14 protein-coding genes and 1 pseudogene are annotated in these 16,380 nt (G+C 73.9%); 9 read left to right on the top strand and 6 right to left on the bottom strand.

All coding sequences use genetic code 11. The features are described 5' to 3' along the window. Positions 1-90: 90 nt before the first annotated feature. Both purB and mug read left to right on the top strand, forming a co-directional pair. Positions 91-1,533, top strand: a complete 1,443-nt coding sequence (gene purB / locus ACIOC0_RS00660) for an adenylosuccinate lyase (RefSeq protein ID WP_402150554.1) — start codon at positions 91-93, stop codon at positions 1,531-1,533. Beyond that, a complete protein-coding gene (gene mug, locus ACIOC0_RS00655; protein ID WP_402153107.1) occupies positions 1,530-2,105 on the top strand; it encodes a G/U mismatch-specific DNA glycosylase in 576 nt (191 codons plus the stop codon). Before purB ends, mug begins: the two co-directional genes overlap by 4 nt. On the opposite strand, the gene ACIOC0_RS00650 is transcribed toward mug, so the two are convergent. Genes ACIOC0_RS00650 through ACIOC0_RS00640 form a run of 3 tightly spaced genes read right to left on the bottom strand, consistent with a single transcriptional unit; the run spans position 2,083 to position 4,238 of the window. Next, positions 2,083-2,526: a hypothetical protein gene (locus ACIOC0_RS00650; protein ID WP_402150551.1), complete on the bottom strand. Its 444-nt coding sequence runs from the start codon at positions 2,524-2,526 to the stop codon at positions 2,083-2,085. The genes mug and ACIOC0_RS00650 overlap by 23 nt on opposite strands. A 57-nt stretch (positions 2,527-2,583) precedes the next feature. After that, complete coding sequence (locus ACIOC0_RS00645; protein ID WP_402150548.1) at positions 2,584-3,315, bottom strand: ABC transporter permease; 732 nt, start codon at positions 3,313-3,315, stop codon at positions 2,584-2,586. Between the two features lie 2 nt (positions 3,316-3,317). Further along, positions 3,318-4,238 (bottom strand): ATP-binding cassette domain-containing protein, encoded by a 921-nt coding sequence (locus tag ACIOC0_RS00640; RefSeq protein WP_351093744.1) that lies wholly within the window; start codon positions 4,236-4,238, stop codon positions 3,318-3,320. Positions 4,239-4,347: 109 nt separating this feature from the next. Between ACIOC0_RS00640 and ACIOC0_RS00635 the strand changes: the two genes are divergently transcribed. The 3 genes from ACIOC0_RS00635 (at position 4,348) to ACIOC0_RS00625 (ending at position 7,528) form a co-directional block, all read left to right on the top strand. Continuing rightward, positions 4,348-5,502, top strand: a complete 1,155-nt coding sequence (locus tag ACIOC0_RS00635) for a sensor histidine kinase (RefSeq protein ID WP_402150545.1) — start codon at positions 4,348-4,350, stop codon at positions 5,500-5,502. A 37-nt stretch (positions 5,503-5,539) separates the two neighbouring features. Further along, entirely contained in the window at positions 5,540-6,202 is a 663-nt protein-coding gene (locus ACIOC0_RS00630; RefSeq protein WP_402150542.1) for a response regulator, read from the top strand. A gap of 132 nt (positions 6,203-6,334) precedes the next feature. After that, positions 6,335-7,528 (top strand): ROK family transcriptional regulator, encoded by a 1,194-nt coding sequence (locus tag ACIOC0_RS00625; protein WP_402150540.1) that lies wholly within the window; start codon positions 6,335-6,337, stop codon positions 7,526-7,528. Between the two features lie 7 nt (positions 7,529-7,535). Here ACIOC0_RS00625 and ACIOC0_RS00620 read toward each other — a convergent pair whose 3' ends face one another. After that, a complete protein-coding gene (locus ACIOC0_RS00620; protein ID WP_402150537.1) occupies positions 7,536-8,294 on the bottom strand; it encodes a GntR family transcriptional regulator in 759 nt (252 codons plus the stop codon). A 284-nt stretch (positions 8,295-8,578) separates the two neighbouring features. After that, a complete protein-coding gene (locus ACIOC0_RS00615) occupies positions 8,579-9,460 on the bottom strand; it encodes an RNA polymerase sigma-70 factor (RefSeq protein ID WP_402150534.1) in 882 nt (293 codons plus the stop codon). Positions 9,461-9,699: 239 nt separating this feature from the next. On the opposite strand from ACIOC0_RS00615, the gene ACIOC0_RS00610 reads away from it, so the two are divergent. Continuing rightward, positions 9,700-10,533 (top strand): alpha/beta fold hydrolase, encoded by an 834-nt coding sequence (locus ACIOC0_RS00610; RefSeq protein ID WP_402150531.1) that lies wholly within the window; start codon positions 9,700-9,702, stop codon positions 10,531-10,533. 75 nt (positions 10,534-10,608) lie between these two features. On the opposite strand, the pseudogene ACIOC0_RS00605 reads toward ACIOC0_RS00610, so the two are convergent. Then, positions 10,609-11,445 (bottom strand): annotated as a pseudogene (locus ACIOC0_RS00605) (EamA family transporter); the annotation flags it as partial. Between the two features lie 47 nt (positions 11,446-11,492). Here ACIOC0_RS00605 and ACIOC0_RS00600 point away from each other — a divergent pair. The 3 genes from ACIOC0_RS00600 (at position 11,493) to ACIOC0_RS00590 (ending at position 16,350) form a co-directional block, all read left to right on the top strand. Next, positions 11,493-12,965, top strand: a complete 1,473-nt coding sequence (locus ACIOC0_RS00600) for a PLP-dependent aminotransferase family protein (RefSeq protein WP_402150528.1) — start codon at positions 11,493-11,495, stop codon at positions 12,963-12,965. Positions 12,966-13,097: 132 nt separating this feature from the next. Continuing rightward, entirely contained in the window at positions 13,098-14,672 is a 1,575-nt protein-coding gene (locus ACIOC0_RS00595; protein WP_402150525.1) for an alkaline phosphatase D family protein, read from the top strand. Between the two features lie 376 nt (positions 14,673-15,048). Next, positions 15,049-16,350 carry a GNAT family N-acetyltransferase gene (locus ACIOC0_RS00590; protein ID WP_402150523.1) on the top strand — a complete coding sequence of 434 codons (1,302 nt, stop codon included), beginning with the start codon at positions 15,049-15,051 and terminating at the stop codon, positions 16,348-16,350. The last annotated feature ends 30 nt before the right edge of the window (positions 16,351-16,380 follow it).

The following is a 16,380-nucleotide window of genomic DNA, read 5'->3' as shown; positions in this document are numbered from 1 at the left end:
CAGGCATGACCGGGTGACGTGGGTCTCGTAGGTTCCGCCGAACGAACCCGCGGCGCTGGCCTGCACGAATCGCCAGTAGACTCCGTGCACGTGACTTCCGCTCCCGCCAAGCCCCGCATCCCGAACGTCCTCGCCGGACGCTACGCCTCCGCCGAGCTCGCCACGCTCTGGTCGCCCGAGCAGAAGGTGAAGCTGGAGCGTCAGCTCTGGCTCGCCGTGCTGCGGGCACAGAAGGACCTCGGGATCGAGGTGCCGGACGCGGCGATCGCCGACTACGAGCGTGTCCTCGACACCGTCGACCTGGCCTCGATCGCCGAGCGCGAGAAGGTCACCCGGCACGATGTGAAGGCCCGCATCGAGGAGTTCAACGACCTCGCCGGGCACGAGCAGGTCCACAAGGGCATGACCTCCCGCGACCTGACGGAGAACGTCGAGCAGCTCCAGGTCCGGCTGTCGCTGGAGCTGATCCGCGACCGCGCGGTGGCCGTCCTGGCCCGGCTGGGCAAGCTCGCCGGCGAGTACGGCGAGCTGGTCATGGCCGGCCGCTCGCACAACGTGGCCGCGCAGGCCACCACCCTCGGCAAGCGTTTCGCGACCGCCGCCGACGAGCTCCTCGTGGCGTACGGCCGTATCGAGGAGCTGCTCGGCCGCTACCCGCTGCGCGGGATCAAGGGCCCGGTCGGCACCGCGCAGGACATGCTGGACCTGCTGGGCGGCGACGCGGGCAAGCTGGCCGAGCTGGAGGACCGCATCGCCGGTCACCTGGGCTTCTCGCAGGCGTTCACCTCGGTCGGCCAGGTGTACCCGCGCTCGCTGGACTACGACGTCGTGACCGCGCTGGTGCAGTTGGCGGCGGGTCCCTCGTCGCTGGCGAAGACGATCCGGCTGATGGCCGGGCACGAGCTGGTGACCGAGGGCTTCAAGCCGGGCCAGGTCGGCTCGTCGGCGATGCCGCACAAGATGAACACACGGTCCTGCGAGCGCGTCAACGGCCTCATGGTCATCCTGCGCGGGTACGCGTCGATGACCGGCGAGCTGGCGGGCGACCAGTGGAACGAGGGCGACGTGTCCTGCTCGGTGGTGCGCCGGGTCGCGCTGCCGGACGCGTTCTTCGCGCTGGACGGGCTGCTGGAGACGTTCCTGACGGTGCTCGACGAGTTCGGCGCCTTCCCGGCCGTCGTCGCCCGTGAGCTGGACCGCTACCTGCCGTTCCTCGCGACCACCAAGGTGCTGATGGGCGCGGTGCGCGCCGGCGTCGGCCGTGAGCTCGCGCACGAGGCGATCAAGGAGAACGCGGTCGCCTCCGCGCTGGCGATGCGCGAGCAGGGCGCCGAGCGCAACGAACTGCTCGACAAGCTCGCCGCCGACGACCGCATCCCGCTGGACCGCGCGGAGCTGGACGCGCTGATGGCGGACAAGCTGTCCTTCACGGGCGCCGCCGCCGACCAGGTGGGCGTCGTGGTCGCCCGGATCGAGGAGATCGTCAAGCAGCGGCCCGAGGCCGCCGGTTACACGCCCGGAGCGATCCTCTGAGCCGCTTCACCCAGGCGGAGCTGGAGGCCGCGCGCGACCGTCTCGTCCCGGACGTGGTCGCGAGCGGCCTTCGCGTGCTGTTCTGCGGCATCAACCCGGGGCTGATGACGGCGGCGACCGGACACCACTTCGCCCGCCCCGGCAACCGTTTCTGGCCCGTGCTGCACCGCTCCGGCTTCACGCCGAGGCTGCTCAAGCCCGCGGAGCAGGAGGAGCTGCTGACGTACGGGCTCGGCATCACGAACGTGGTCGCGCGGGCGAGTGCGCGGGCCGACGAGCTGACGGCCGAGGAGTACCGCGAGGGCGGCCGGCTGCTGGCGGAGAAGGTCGTCCGGCTGAAGCCGCGCTGGCTGGCCGTGGTCGGGGTCACCGCCTACCGGGCGGCGTTCGACGACCGCGCCGCCCGGGTGGGTCCGCAGGAGCGGCTCATCGGGGACACGCGCGTGTGGGTGCTGCCGAACCCCAGCGGGCTCAACGCCCATTGGACGACGGCGACGATGGCGGAGGAGTTCGAGCGGCTGCGGCTGGCGGCCGAGGCGCCCCCTGCGGTCACGGCGGATCCGTCTCGGTGACGACGGCGAGGAGCTGGAACGGCAGCTCCTTGTCCCACTGGGACACCCCCAGGGCCAACCAGCGCGCCGTGTCGGGCAGTTGCCACAGATGGACGTCCGGCACGTGAGCGCTGAGCGAGCCCCAGGGCTCGGGTATGTCCTCGCCGTCCAGCGAGCGTTCCAGGACGCTCGCCAGACTGATGTGGTGCGGCGGGCCCCAGCGGTCGGTCAGCCGCTGGGCGAGGCCGTCCCGGTCGGCGTCGTACTGGGCCTGCGTCTGCTCCCATCGCGTCCCGTCGTCCTCCCAGAAGTCTTCGCTGGTCGTTAATTCGGCGACCAGACCGTCCGGACCGGCGGTGCCCACGTCGGTCCTGCCGTGCTCCGCGGGGAAGCCCCGGGTGCACAGCAGGTCGATGGTGTCGAGGCAGCGCGCGATGTCCATGTGCTCCAGTAAAGCGGCCGCCACTGACAATTGGCTGGGCGTCAGCGCCCGGCCGCCTCAGGCGTCCCTTCGCCGCAGCCGCCAGGCTCCCGCCGCGAGGGCCGCCGCCGTCCACAGCGCGGTCACCGCCAGCCCGGACCACGGGCCGAGGGCGCCCTCCCACGTGCTGTGCAGCACCGTCTGGCCGGCCCGGTCGGGCAGGAAGTCGGCGGCGTTGCCGGACACGTCGCCGACCACGAAGGACACGATCAGGAGGAACGGGATGAGAATGCTGAGCGTGGCGACGCCGCTGCGCAGGACGGCCGTCAGGCCGGCGGCGAACAGTGCCAGCAGGGTGAGGTAGAGCCCGCATCCGACGGCGGCGCGCAGTCCTTCGCCCGTGCCGATCACGTCGGCGTCGTCCCCGAGCGCGGCGCTGCCGACGGCCAGGGCCAGCAGACCGGTGGCGAGGCCGACCGCGAGGACGGGCAGGGCGATCGCCGTGAGCTTGGCGGCGAACCAGCGGCCCCGGTGCGGCACGGCGGCCAGGGACACCCGCAGGGCGCCGCCGTGGAACTCGGCGGACACGGCCGTCGTCGCGAAGGCGATCGCCGCGATCTGGCCGAAGTTGACACCGAAGTAGACGGAGGACAACGGGTCGAGCGCGTCGGTCGGGTCGTCGCCGGAGTCGGCCGCGGCGAGCGCCGAGAACGCGACGGTGGCGAGCAGGATCGCGCTCAGTCCGCCGAGTTGCGAGCGCAGTGTACGGATCTTGATCCACTCGGCGTGGAGGGCGGGAGCGAACGCCATGGTCAGGCCTCCTGCGGCTGGGCCGCGAACTCGGTGTCGGCGGCGGTCAGATCGAGGTAGGCCTGTTCCAGCGTGCCTTCCTCGGCGGTCAGTTCGAGCAGCGGGACACCCGCCTCGGACGCCAGGCGGCCGATGTCGTCCACGCGCGCGTGGTCGACGGTGAAGTGCCCTTCCCCGTGGGCGACGCCGTCGTGGCCGTGCCGGGCGAGGGCCTTGCCGAGCGCGTCGGGGTCGCTGGTGCGGACCCGCACCCGGGGGCGTACGCGCGCGTCGATGAAGTCCCGCAGGGGGGTGTCGGCGAGGAGGCGGCCCCGGCCGAGGACGACGAGGTGGTCGGCGAAGGAGGCGGTCTCGTTCATCAGGTGGCTGGACACCAGCACCGTGCGCCCCTCCGCCGCGAGCCGGCGCAGCAGTCCGCGGATCCAGATGATGCCTTCCGGGTCGAGGCCGTTGGACGGCTCGTCGAGCAGCACCACCGCGGGGTCGCCGAGCAGGGCGGCCGCGATGCCGAGGCGCTGGCGCATGCCGAGGGAGTACGTCTTGACGCGGCGGCGGGCGGCCGGGGCGAGGCCGGTCTCCTCCAGCACCTCGTCCACCCTGCGCGAGGGGATGCGGTTGCTCGCGGCGAGGGCGCGCAGGTGGTCGCGGCCGGTGCGGGAGCCGTGCGGGGCCTGCGCGTCGAGCAGCGCGCCGACATGGCGCAGCGGCTCGTCGAGGGCGGCGTAGGGGCGGCCGTCGAGGGTGGCGGTCCCGGAGGTCGGGCGGTCGAGGCCGAGGACGAGGCGCAGCGTGGTGGACTTGCCGGCGCCGTTGGGGCCGAGGAAGCCGGTCACGCGGCCGGGCAGGACGCGGAAGGTGAGCCGGTCCACTGCCCGCCGTGGGCCGAACTCCTTGGTGAGGTCGCGGACGTCGATGCTGGTCATGGGCATCACTGTGGCCGCCCGGCCGGGGCCGGGGCCTCCCCCGCGGGTGGAGTCCGTCTCCCCCGCTCGGGGGAGGCCGGTTGTCAGTGGCGGCTGCCACCATGTGCGCATGGGCCGCTTCCTGCGCCCGCTGCTGCGGGGGACGACGTACACACGGCTGGTGCATCTGTGGGTGCCGATGCTGTTGGTGAGCGTCTGGATGTTCATCGACTCGTCGAAGCCATGGGTGCCCGCGCTGCTGCTGGTGCCGGTCGGGTTGATTCCGGCGGTGCGCCGGGGCGAGGGGGTGCAGGCGGAGCTGCTGTTGACGCCGGGTGAGCGCGACCCCGGGTTCTCGGTGTCGCCGGCGACGGCCTGGCGGGACCGGCTGCGGACGGTGCTGTGGCTGGAAGCGCGCATGGTGTTGGGCGGGGTGACGGCGGTGGCCTGCGTCTGGCTGCCCGTCCTGGCCCTGGAGCTGGTGGCGGCCGCGCGCGGGCTGACGCACGACGACGTCCCGGTCCTCGCGGACGCGGCCCCGCACTGGTGGTACGCGCTGCTCGCGCCGCTCCCCCTCCTCGCGCTCGGCGCGGTCGTCGTCGGCATGGGCGAGGCGGTCACGGCCGTCGCCCGGTGGCTCCTCGGCCCGTCCGCCGGCGAGCGGCTCGCCGCCCTGGAGGAGCGCACGGAGCAGCTTCTGGAGCGCAACCGGATCGCCCGGGAGCTGCACGACTCGATCGGCCACGCGCTGACGGTGGCGGTGGTGCAGGCGGGCGCCGCGCGGGCGGCGGGAGACCCGGAGTTCACGGACCGGGCGCTCGGCGCGATCGAGGAGACCGGCCGGACCGCGCTGGAGGACCTGGAGCGGGTGCTCGGGGTGCTGCGCGAGGCGGAGCGGCCGGTGAGCGGGCGGCCGACGCTGGCCGAGGCCGACCGTCTGCTGGAGTCGGCGCGGACGTCCGGGGCGAAGGTGGACGCGGAGGTGACGGGGGCTGTCGAGGCGCTGCCGGGGCCCGTGTCCCGCGAGGGTTACCGCATCCTCCAGGAGGCGCTGACGAACGTGCTGCGGCACGCGGGCGCGGTGCCGGTGCGGGTCCGCGTCCATGCCGCGGCGGACGTGCTGACCCTGGAGGTCCGCAATCCGCTGACGGCCGCCGTCATCGGCCCCGGGCGGGGCAGCGGGCTGCGCGGGATACGTGAGCGGGCGGCGCTGCTCGGCGGCCACGCGTCGACGGGCCCGGACGCCGGCGACTGGCAGGTGCGCGCGGAGCTGCCGCTGAGCTGATGGTCAGACAGATCCCCGGTGACTCTAAGCTGTGCGGGTGCCGGTTTCCGTACTGCTCGTGGATGACGAGCCGCTGGTCCGCGCGGGGTTGCGTGCCGTGCTGTCCGCCCAGCCCGACATCGACGTCGTCGGGGAGGCGGCGGACGGGGCGGCGGTGATCCCGCTGGTGCGGACGCTGCGGCCCGACGTGGTCGCCATGGACGTACGGATGCCGTTGATGGACGGCATCGAGGCCACGCGCGCGCTGCTGCGGACGGTGGACCGCCCGCCGAAGATCCTGGTCGTGACGACGTTCGAGAACGACGAGTACGTGTACGAGGCGCTGCGCGCGGGCGCGGACGGCTTCCTGCTGAAGCGGGCGCGGCCGGCGGAGATCGTGCACGCGGTGCGGCTGGTCGCCGAGGGCGAGTCGCTGCTGTTCCCCGCCTCGGTGCGGCGGCTCGCCGCCGAGCACGGCGAGGGGGGCGGCAACCGTGCGGCCCGGGACGTGCTGGAGCGGGCCCGCCTGACCGAGCGGGAGGCCGAGGTGCTGCGGCTGATGGCGCGCGGGCTGTCCAACGCGGAGATCGCCGCACGGCTGGTCGTCGGGGCGGAGACGGTCAAGTCGCATGTGAGCGCCGTCCTGGCGAAGCTCGGGGCGCGGGACCGTACGCAGGCGGTGATCACGGCGTACGAGTCGGGGTTCGTGGGGGTGGGCTGAGCACGCACCGGGGGACGCGGGGGGTATCGGCACGCGCGCGTGGGGCGCGGTTCGTGTCGATTTCGTGCTCGTCGGGGTTCGCGGCGCCGAGTACGATCCGGCCCATACGCGCGCGAGCTGGGAGGACGGACGTTGGGGCGGCTGACCGGCGGGGATCCCTCGCTGTTGCGGAGGATCAATTCCGCGGTGGTGCTGCACGAGCTGCGTGCCGCCGACTGCGCGACGCTCACGGAGATCACGCGGGCCACCGGGCTGTCCCGGCCGACCGTCGAGGGGGTCGTGGAGGACCTCGTCGGGGCCGGGCTCGTCGTCGAGAAGGCGGCCGAGGAGGGCGCCGCCCGGCGGCAGGGGCGGCCGGCGCGCCGGTTCAGGTTCCGGGCGGAGGCCGGCCATCTGCTGGGCCTGGAGATCGGGGCGCACCGCGTGGCCGCGCTGCTGTCGGACCTGGACGGGCGGGTGCTGGGCGCGCAGGCCACGGAGGTCGACGAGGGCGCCCCCGCCGACGAGCGGCTGGAGCGGCTGCGCACGGCGGTGGCGGAGCTGCTGCGCCGGGCGGGCGTGCCGCGCCGTTCGCTGCGGGCCGTGGGCGTCGGCACACCCGGCATCGTGGAGGCCGACGGGACGGTGCGGCTGGGCACCGCGCTGCCCGAGTGGACGGGGTTGCGGCTGGGCGAGCGGCTGGGCCGTTCCTTCAGGTGCCCGGTGCTGGTGGAGAACGACGCCAACGCGGCGGCCGTGGCCGAGCACTGGAAGGGCACCGCCATCGGTTCCGACGACGTGGTGTTCGTGCTGGCGGGGCTGAGTCCGGGTGCCGGTTCGCTGATCGGGGGGCGGCTGCACCGGGGGTACGGTGGGGCGGCCGGCGAGATCGGCGCGCTGCACCTGCTGGGGCGGGGTGTCACGCCGGAGACCCTGCTGTCCACGACGGGCGAGCCGTTGCATCCGCTGGACGAGCAGGCGGTCACGCAGGTGTTCGCGCAGGCCCGCGAGGGCGACCGGCGGGCCGGGGCGGCCGTGGAGCGCTTCCTGCAGCGGCTCGTGCACGACGTGGCCGCGCTGGTCCTGGCGCTGGACCCGGAGTTGGTGGTGGTCGGCGGCTGGGCGGCCGGACTGGACGGCGTACTGGAGCCGCTGCGACGGGAGTTGGCGCGCTACTGCCTCCGCCCGCCGCGGGTGGCGCTCTCGCTGCTCGGCGAGGCGGCCGTGGCGACGGGCGCGCTGCGGCTGGCCCTCGATCACGTCGAGGAGCAACTGTTCGCGGTGGAGGGGACGGTGACGGGCCGGGCACCGGCGGGGGGACGCGTGAGCCCGGGCACGAGTTCGTGACGGGCTGTCAGGAGGCCTGGCGCGTGGGGTCGTCGTGGTGGATCTCCACGCCGCCCGACGCGCCGAACGTCAGCCGGCAGGTGTCCGCGCGGTAGGTGGCCGCGGAGAGCGCGGCGGTGCGGCCCCCGGCAAAGAAGCGGGTGGTGACGACGAGGACGGGCGCGCCGGGCAGCCGGTCGAGCTCCTTGGCGTCGTCCGCGCGGGCCGAGCCCAGCTCCACGGCCCGGTCCTGGCTCTCCAGCTCCAGGTGCTGCAGTTCGCGCAGCACCGCACGCGCGCGTGCCGGGCCGGAGGGGGCGTCGATCGCGGTCAGCTCGGGCACCGACGCCTGCGGGACGTAGAGCAGTTCGGCGGCGAGGGGCCGGCCGTGAGAGACCCGGGAGCGGCGCACGATGTGCACGGGCTCGTCGCGTTCGGAGCCCAGGGCGTCGGCGACGGCCGCCGGCGGTACGGCGAGCGCGCAGTCGACCGGGTTCCACGTGTCACCGGACGCGCCGGGCCAGCCGTGCCGCTCCGCTCCGACGTCCACGCGGGGCGGCGCGACCGTGGTGCCGACTCCCCGGCGGCGCTGGAGGCGGCCCTCCAGTTCGAGCTGCTCCAGCGCCTGGCGCAGCGTGGCGCGGGCGACCCCGTACCGGGCGGCCAGCGCACGCTCGTTGGGCAGCACCTCGCCCACGGCGAACTCCGAGTCCAGCGCCTCGGTGAGCACGGTCTTGAGATGCCAGTACTTCGGCTCGGGCACCGTCTCCAGTCGCAAGGTCCCCACCCTGTCCTTCGCTTGCAAGGTCCCCACCCTGTCCTTCGCGATCGCCGTGGCAGGCGGTGTTTTCGTGCCCTTGTTTATTAAGGGTTGTTGCACTTGTCTGCGACCATAAGGCGGCCCTCATCCAGGGTCAAGATCAATCTTCGAACGCTCTCGAAGCCCAAGGGAACAGGAGGGGTAAGCGTTTACGGAGCGTTCGCACCCGGCCCTTTCCGTAGACACGGCGGCACAACAGCCGCAATGAAACGGAGGTTCCCGTACGGGAATTGACGGTGGGTAATCCGGAATCACGACCGCAGGGCGTGCAGCTTGTCCGGGTTGCGGATGACGTAGACGACCCGGACCCGGCCGTCGGCCACGTCGAGCTGGAGGACGGTGTCCGGCTCGCCTCCGGACAGGGTCAGCACGGCGGGTCCGCCGTTGACCTCGAGGAAGCGGAACGAGACGTCGGGAAGGCCCCTGCGGGCGACGCCGACGATGAAGCGGGCGACGTGGTCCGCGCTCCGGAGCACCCGCAGCGACGCCTGGACCTTGCCGCCGCCGTCGCCGACGAGCCGGGCGTCCGGCGCGAGCAGCGCCATCAGCCCCTCCAGGTCGCCCTCCGCGGCCGCGGCGAGGAACCGTTCGGTGAGTTCGCGCCGCTGGGCGGGATCCACGGTGAAGCGGGGCCGCCGCTCCTCGACGTGCCGGCGCGCCCGGCCGGCCAGCTGACGCACCGCCGGCTCGGAGCGGTCGAGGACGGCGGCGATCTCGGCGTAGGGGTAGCCGAAGGCCTCCCGCAGGACGAACACCGCGCGCTCCAGGGGCGACAGGGACTCCAGGACGACGAGGACGGCGAGCGATACCGAGTCGGCGAGCACGGCCCGCTCGGCGGCGTCCGGGACGGTGTCGCCGAAGTCGGTGAGGTACGGCTCGGGCAGCCAGGGGCCGATGTAGGCCTCGTCGCGGGACTTGACGCGGGTCAGGCGGTCCAGGGCGAGGCGGGTGACGATCCGCACCAGGTAGGCGCGCGGCCGGCTCACGTCCGCGCGGCCGGCGGCGGACCAGCGCAGCCAGGCGTCCTGGACGACATCCTCGGCGTCGGCCACGCGGCCGAGCATGCGGTAGGCGACGCCCAGCAGCAGCGGCCGGTGCTCCTCGAAGACCTCGGTCGCGGTGTCTGTGGTCACCGAGCCATCCCATCCGACAGTGCAGCCGGTGTCCAGACGGAGCGCCGCCGGGGGCTACCCGTCGGTAGCAATTGCTGACAAGCTGTCTACGCGACGCCCGGCCACGGCCGCACCGGCCGCCGACACCCGTCCGCCGCGCCGGGCTTGCCCCGAACTCCCCCAGCCAGTAACGCCGTTGAACCAGAGCAACCAGCCGGACCAGTTCGACCGTTCAGCCCGTTCAGACGAGGAGCACCGCCATGTCCGCCGCCACCGTCTCCTTCACGGTCCCCTCCCCCAGCGGCCCACAGCCCGTCACCGTGTCCTATGCGCGCGCGGGGCGCGGCGAGCCGTTGCTCCTGCTGCACGGCATCGGGCACCACCGGCAGGCCTGGGACCCGGTGCTGGACATCCTCGCCACCGAGCGGGACGTGATCAGCGTGGACCTGCCCGGATTCGGCGCGTCCCCGGGGCTGCCCGAGGGGCTCTCCTATGACCTGCCCACGACCACGTCGGTTTTCGGCGCCTTCTGCGAGGCGCTGGAGCTGGAGCGCCCCCATGTCGCGGGCAACTCGCTGGGCGGTCTGCTGGCGCTGGAACTCGGCCGGGAGAAGCGCGTACGGTCCGTCACCGCGCTGTCCCCGGCGGGGTTCTGGTCGGAGGCGGAGCGCCGTTACGCCTTCGGGGTCCTGCTGACCATGCGCCACCTCTCCCAGCGGATGCCGTTGCCGATGGTCCAGCGGCTGTCACGGTCGGCGGTCGGCCGTACGGCCCTCACCAGCACCATCTACGCCCGCCCTGGCCGCCGTTCACCGGAAGCCGTGGTCGCCGAGACGCTGGCGCTGGCCGGGGCCACCGGGTTCGACGAGACCCTGCGGGCGGGCACGAGCGTCAAGTTCACCGACGACGTCCCCGGCATACCCGTCACCGTCGCCTGGGGCACCCGGGACTGGCTCCTGGTGCGTCGCCAGGGCATCCGGGCCAAGCAGATCATCCCGCAGGCCCGTCTGGTACGGCTCCCGGGCTGCGGTCACTGCCCGATGAACGACGACCCGGCACTCGTCGCCCGCGTACTCCTCGACGGCAGCCGCTGACCCCCTCGGCCCCCGACCGGTCACCGGCGACGCACCTCGCCTCCGGGCCAGCACGCCCGCGCCCAGGGCGACTCCGGCTCCCACGAAGGCGCTGCCGGCGGCCTGGGCGAGGCCGTAGGATCCCGTGCCGGCCAGCGGCGCGGTACCGGCGGCGGCGACCGGGATGAGACCGGAGAACAGCGTGGCGCGCTCGGCGCCGATCCGCTGCATGCCCATGTACCAGCACACGAAGCCGACGACGGTGACGACCACCGCCTGCCACAGCAACGCGGCGGTCTCGCCGGCGTCGGGCCGGCGCAGCCACGCGCCGCCGTCGAGGACCGCCCCGAGCGCCGCCGACTCGACGGCGGCGAGCCCGCACACCGTCGCGGACAGCAGCCGTGGGCCCAGCGGCCGCAGCAGGGGCACGGCCAACACCGCGAAGCCGACCTCCCCGGCCAGTGCGCACAGGGACCAGGCGATGCCGGCCGCGTCCGTACGGCCCCAGCCCTGCACGGTGAAGGCGCCCATCGCCACCAGCGCCGCCCCGCACAGAACCGTCCGGCGCGGCCGCCGCCCCTCCAGCAGCGGCACCATGACCGCCACGACGACCGGCGCGCAGCCCACGAAGACGCCGGGGACGGCGGGCTCGGCGGAGCGTTCGGCGGCGAGGACGGCGAGGTTGAAGCCCACCATGCCCGCGGCGGCCAGCAGGGCGAGGCGGACCCACTGACGAGCTGTCAGCGCGCGCAGTCGAGCCCCGGCGCCAGGGCGGGCGAGGGGGACGAGCAGCAGACAGGCGAGGCCGTAGCGCAGGGCCTGCCCACCCGCGTACGGGTAGGAGCCGAGGACGCTGTTGGCTGTGAAGGAGCCGCCGACGAGGAGGCAGGCGAGCGCGGCGAGCAGGGAGCCGCGTGCGGTGGTGGCGTTCATGACGGCGACGTTAGGAAGTGCGGCGGCCCGGCTTAAGGTCCACTTCCATGACGCCATCGGGGACCAATCCGCAAGCACCCGTCGCCGGCGGGTCCGCCTCGGCCGCATGGGAGCTCCTGCTGCCGGCCGTGGCGGCGCCCGCACGCGCGCGGGGGCGTTCGCTCCGGACGGCCCTGCGCGAGGCGGTCCGCTCGGGGCGGCTGGCACAGGGCACCCGGCTGCCGTCGAGCCGGGACCTCGCCGCTGACCTGGGCGTGTCGCGCGGGCTGGTCACGGAGGCGTACGAGCAGCTGACGGCGGAGGGCTATCTGCGCAGCGAGCGCGGCGCCGGGACCTGGGTGAGCGGCGCCGTGCGGGCGGCCCCGCCCCGTGCGCGGGACCTCGCCCCGCGCCCGCCCGGGGTCCGCGCCGACTTCGTGCCGGGGACACCGGACCTGTCGCTGTTCCCACGGGCCGCGTGGGCTGCCGCCCAGCGGCATGTGCTCGCGGAGCTCCCCCACCAGGAGCTGGGCTACCCCGACCCGCGCGGGCTGCCCCGGCTGCGCACCGCGCTCGCCGAGCTGCTCGCCCGGCGGCGGGGCGTGGTCGCCGACCCCGAACGGATCGTCGTCGTCTCCGGTGTGGCGCAGGCGACGGCCCTGCTCGGACTCGTGCTCCACGGGCGCGGGATCGACGCGGTCGGCGTGGAGGACCCCGGCAGTCCGCAGCACAGCGCGCTGTACGCGGCGGCCGGCGTCACCGCCGTACCGCTCCCCCTCGACGACCAGGGACCGGCCCTGGGCCCGCTGAGGGCGTCGGGCGTTCGGGCCGTGGTGACCACGCCCGCGCACCAGTTCCCGACCGGCATCGCCTGCTCGCCGCGCCGACGTACGGAACTTCTGGAGTGGGCCCGCTCGGTGGACGGCTATGTGCTGGAGGACGACTACGACGGCGACTTCCGCTACGACCGCGCGCCCGTCGGCGCGCTTCAAGGCCTCGATCCGGAGCGGGTGGCGTACACCGGGTCGGTCAGCAAGTCCCTCGCGCCGGGGCTGCGGCTCGGCTGGCTGCTCGTGCCCGAGGCACTGGCCGACCAAGCGGTGGAGCGCAAGAGGACCATGGATCTGGGCCATCCCACCCTGGATCAGGCGCTGTTCGCCCGGTTCGTGGAGCACGGCGACTACGACCGTCAGCTGCGTCGGTGCCAACGCGCCTACCGGGAGCGGCGGGACACCGTCGTCGACGCGCTCGGTGAGCACTTCCCCGGCACGCGTGTGTCCGGCATCGCCGCCGGCCTGCACGTCATCGCGACGCTCCCCGAGGAGTACGGCCCGTGGGCACGCTTCGCCGCGCGGACGGCCGAGGCGGGGATCGAGGTGCGGGCGTTGGCCGCGTACGCGCACGCCGGGATGCGCGAAGGCGTGCCCGGAGCCGGCGGCCACGCCGACGAAGTGAGTCTCGTGCTCGGGTACGCGCACCTGTCGCCGGCGCGGATCCGGGACGGCGTCCGGTTGATGGCGCGGGCTGTGGGCCGGCGTTGAGCGGTGGCCCGCGGTGGCCGGCGTCCGCCTCCGCGCCGCGTCCTGATGTTCACGTCCGGTTCGCGTGCCGGCCGTGGCGGGGCCGTAGGTGTGGCTGTGCACACCGGTCGGTTCCGTCTCAGGAGGCCTGTCATGTCACTTCGTCCGCTCCCCGGGCGTCGCAGCGTGCTGCGCGGCTCGCTGGCCGCGTCGGCGGCCCTGACCCTGCCCGTCGCGGCCGGCGCGGCGCCGGCCCTCGCCCTGTCGGGGCGGCCCCGGGCCGGCTGGGGCGTGCAGGCCGGGGACGTGACCACCGACTCCGGGCTGGTGTGGGTGCGCTCGGACCGGCCGGCGCGGATGATCGTGGAGACGGCGGCCACCCCGTCGTTCCGCAATGCGCGCCGTCGGCTCGGTCCCCTGCTGGGCGCGGACAGCGACTTCACGGGCACGACCCGGCTGCACGGGCTGCCGGCCGGCGAACAGATCCACTACCGCGTCCTGCTCGCCGACCCGGACGATCCGCGCCGTACGGGCGAACCGGTGACCGGCACGTTCCGCACGGCGTCCGCGACGCGGCGCGACGGCGTACGGTTCGTCTGGTCCGGCGACCTGGCCGGACAGGGCTGGGGCATCAACCCGGAGCTCGGCGGCTACCGCATCTACCGGGCGATGGCCGCGCTCGACCCCGACTTCTTCCTGTGCAGCGGCGACAACATCTACGCCGACGGCCCGCTCGCCGGGTCGGCGCCGCTCCCCGGCGGGCGGACCTGGCGGAACGTCACCACCGAGGAGAAGGCGAAGGTCGCCGAGACGCTCGCCGAGTTCCGCGGCAACTTCCGCTACAACCTGCTCGACGACAACCTCAGGCGCTTCAACGCCCAGGTCCCCTCCATCGTGCAGTGGGACGACCACGAGGTCACCAACAACTGGTATCCGGGCGAGATCCTCGGGGACGCCCGGTACACCGAGAAGGACGTGGACGTGCTCGCCGCGCGGGCCCGCCGGGCGTTCTCGGAGTACTTCCCTGTCTCCACCCTGCGCCGCCCGAGCGGCCGGGTCCACCGGGTGCAGCGGCACGGTCCCCTGCTGGACGTCTTCGTGCTGGACATGCGCACCTACCGTGACGCCAACTCGCCGGACACCCAGACCGCCGACGCACAAGGCATCCTGGGCCGGGAGCAGTTGGAGTGGCTCAAGCGCGAACTGACCCGCTCCCGCGCGGTGTGGAAGGTGATCGCCGCCGACATGCCGCTCGGACTGGTCGTGCCGGACACCACCGACGGCGAGCCCGACTTCGAGGCGGTCGCGCAGGGCGACCCGGGCGTGCCGCTCGGCCGTGAGCTCCAGATCGCGGAGTTGCTGCGGTTCGTCAAGCACCGGCGGATCACGGGCACGGTGTGGCTGACGGCGGACGTCCACCACACCTCGGCCCAGCACTACGACCCGTCACGGGCGGCGTTCAAGCACTTCGCGCCATTCTGGGAGTTCGTCTCCGGGCCACTGAACGCGGGCGCCTTCCCGGCGAGCGCGCTGGACGGCACGTTCGGCCCGGACCGCGTCTTCGTGAAGGCGCCGGCCACGGCGAACGTCTCGCCCGCCGACGGTTACCAGTTCTTCGGCGAGGTCGACATCGACGGCGACAGCGGGGAGTTGACGGTGCGACTGCGCGAGCAGGACGGCACGGTGCTGTTCACCCAGGTGCTGCAGCCGGGCCGCGTCGGGCAGTGACGGCGGGGCGCCGACGGCCGTGCCGATCACGCCACGCCGGCATGGCCGGAAGCACGCCGAGGAACTCGCGGACGTGGTGAGCCACGTCGTACGGTCGGCCTCGTCCAGGACGTCCCGAACGGGACCCGTGGCGCAGGGGTGACTCCCGTAGTCTGAAGGGGCGTTCCGCGCATCGGCGTCATCTTTCGGTGCGCGGCCCGGCCCCCGGGGAGGACGCAGGACCTCGGTCGACGGCGACGCGAGAGTCCGAACGGCATACGCCCCCATATCTGTACAATCCTTGAAGAAAGGGTCAAATGGTTCCTTTACCCATCGGTCACACACCGTTCGTGATCACGCAACACCGTTCCTTCACAGTGGCTGCATGACTCGAGACATGACTGACGACACGCACTGCGACCCCAAGCGCCCGGCGCGCCGCCTGCTGCGCGCCGCACTGGAGTCCGCCGCCCCTTGGCTCACACGACGCCACGACCACGTGCCGCCCGCGAGCGATACCAGCGATACCGACGCCCGGCCGCCCTCAGCGCCGGGGCCGGCCGGGCAGAAGTCCGAACTCCCCTCTCCCGCCGCCGAGTCGAGCACGCTGTGGCGGATGCGCACGACGGTGAAGGACGAGCCGGGTTCGCTGGCCGCACTCTGCGCGGCCCTCGCCGCCCACCGGGTCGACATCCTGAGCCTGCAGACGCACCCGCTGGGCGAGGACACGGTGGACGAGTTCCTCCTGCGGGCGCCCGGCGCGCTCACGGCGGCGGAGGTCACCGGAACCGTGGCTCAGGCCGGCGGCACGGACACCTGGATCGAACGGGCCGACACCCACGACCTCGTGGACGCCCCGACCAGGGTCCTGGGCCTGGCCACCCGCACCGCTCTCGACCCCGCCGAACTGCCCCTCGCCCTACGCCAGTTGCTGGGCCGGTGCACGATCCGCTCGCTGCCCGCCACAGGCGGACCCGTCGGCCGGAAGCCGGAGCAGGTCCCCGTGGAGGGGGTGCTGGAGGACACCGTCATGCGCCTGCGGGCGCCGGAAGGCGGAGTGATCGCCGTGGAGCGGCCGTATCTGCCGTTCACCCCGACCGAGTTCGCTCGGGCGCGCGCGCTGGTCGAGCTGGACGCCCGGCTCGGTCCGCGTGTCCCGCCCCAGCTCGACGTGCTGACGCTGCCTCAGGGTGACGACATCACCGTGCGCCGGGCCGGCGCCGGAGACGTGAAGGCGGCCAAGGCGATGCACGCGCGCTGCTCGCCCCGCACGCTCGGGCTGCGCTACCACGGGCCCGTCGGCGACGCCGACCGCTACCTCACCCACCTGCTCAGCCCGCGCCACGGCCGTACCCTCGCCGTGCAGACGCCGTCGGGACGCGTCATCGCCCTCGGCCATCTGCTGTGGGACGGCGACGAGACGGAGGTCGCCCTGCTCGTCGAGGACGAGTGGCAGCGGCGCGGCATCGGCGGCGAACTGCTGGGCCGGCTGGTCGCGATGGCCCGGGAGGCGGGCTGCGCGAGCGTCTACGCGGTGACGCAGGCCTCCAACACCGGCATGGTCGCCGCCATGCGCGGGCTGGGTCTGCCCCTCGACTACCAGATCGAGGAGGGCACCCTGGTGATCACCGCCCGCCTGGAGCGGGCCGGCGCCGGGGCGGCCTCCGACCGGTACGAGAGGCAGGCAGCGCACGACTGACGCGGACCGTCCGGAGGGCGGCCCGGTGGC

The organism is Streptomyces sp. NPDC088254, assembly GCF_044740925.1.
Lineage (GTDB): Bacteria > Actinomycetota > Actinomycetes > Streptomycetales > Streptomycetaceae > Streptomyces.
This window is presented reverse-complemented; position numbering and strand designations above follow the sequence as displayed.

Coding starts and splice junctions, on each gene's coding strand:
- ACIOC0_RS00640 (WP_351093744.1), bottom strand. CDS start 4,238: ATGACCAGCATCGACGTCCGCGACCTCACCAAGGAGTTCGGCCCACGG.
- ACIOC0_RS00600 (WP_402150528.1), top strand. CDS start 11,493: ATGACGCCATCGGGGACCAATCCGCAAGCACCCGTCGCCGGCGGGTCC.
- ACIOC0_RS00610 (WP_402150531.1), top strand. CDS start 9,700: ATGTCCGCCGCCACCGTCTCCTTCACGGTCCCCTCCCCCAGCGGCCCA.
- ACIOC0_RS00645 (WP_402150548.1), bottom strand. CDS start 3,315: ATGGCGTTCGCTCCCGCCCTCCACGCCGAGTGGATCAAGATCCGTACA.
- ACIOC0_RS00650 (WP_402150551.1), bottom strand. CDS start 2,526: ATGGACATCGCGCGCTGCCTCGACACCATCGACCTGCTGTGCACCCGG.
- ACIOC0_RS00635 (WP_402150545.1), top strand. CDS start 4,348: ATGGGCCGCTTCCTGCGCCCGCTGCTGCGGGGGACGACGTACACACGG.
- ACIOC0_RS00590 (WP_402150523.1), top strand. CDS start 15,049: ATGACTGACGACACGCACTGCGACCCCAAGCGCCCGGCGCGCCGCCTG.
- ACIOC0_RS00595 (WP_402150525.1), top strand. CDS start 13,098: ATGTCACTTCGTCCGCTCCCCGGGCGTCGCAGCGTGCTGCGCGGCTCG.